1 pseudogene is annotated in these 276 nt (G+C 33.0%); it reads left to right on the forward strand.

The features are described 5' to 3' along the window. Positions 1 to 276 (forward strand): annotated as a pseudogene (locus JG676_RS10025) (autotransporter outer membrane beta-barrel domain-containing protein); the annotation flags it as partial.

Raw genomic sequence — 276 nt, forward strand, 5'->3', positions numbered from 1 at the left:
TAGCCTATGAAGGAGGTTATACAGAGGCTTTCTCTATGCAAAATACTATAGGTCAAGCTACAGTTAATGGAGGAGAGAGAGTCTATGCAAACTATTTAAATCTCTTCTCTACTAAAACAAGCTTTACTTGGTTTAGAGATTGGTTGCCTAATTTAAAAACTTCATTAGAACTTGGAGCTAAGTTTAATATCAATCCTAGTGTAAAAGCTAAGGCTAGATATGGTAGTGTTAAAGTAAGTGATACATTTGATCTACCAAGAGTTCAAAAATTTGTAA

The sequence above is a fragment of the Campylobacter sp. 2018MI34 genome, from assembly GCF_016598975.1.
In the GTDB taxonomy this organism is placed as follows: Bacteria; Campylobacterota; Campylobacteria; order Campylobacterales; family Campylobacteraceae; genus Campylobacter_D.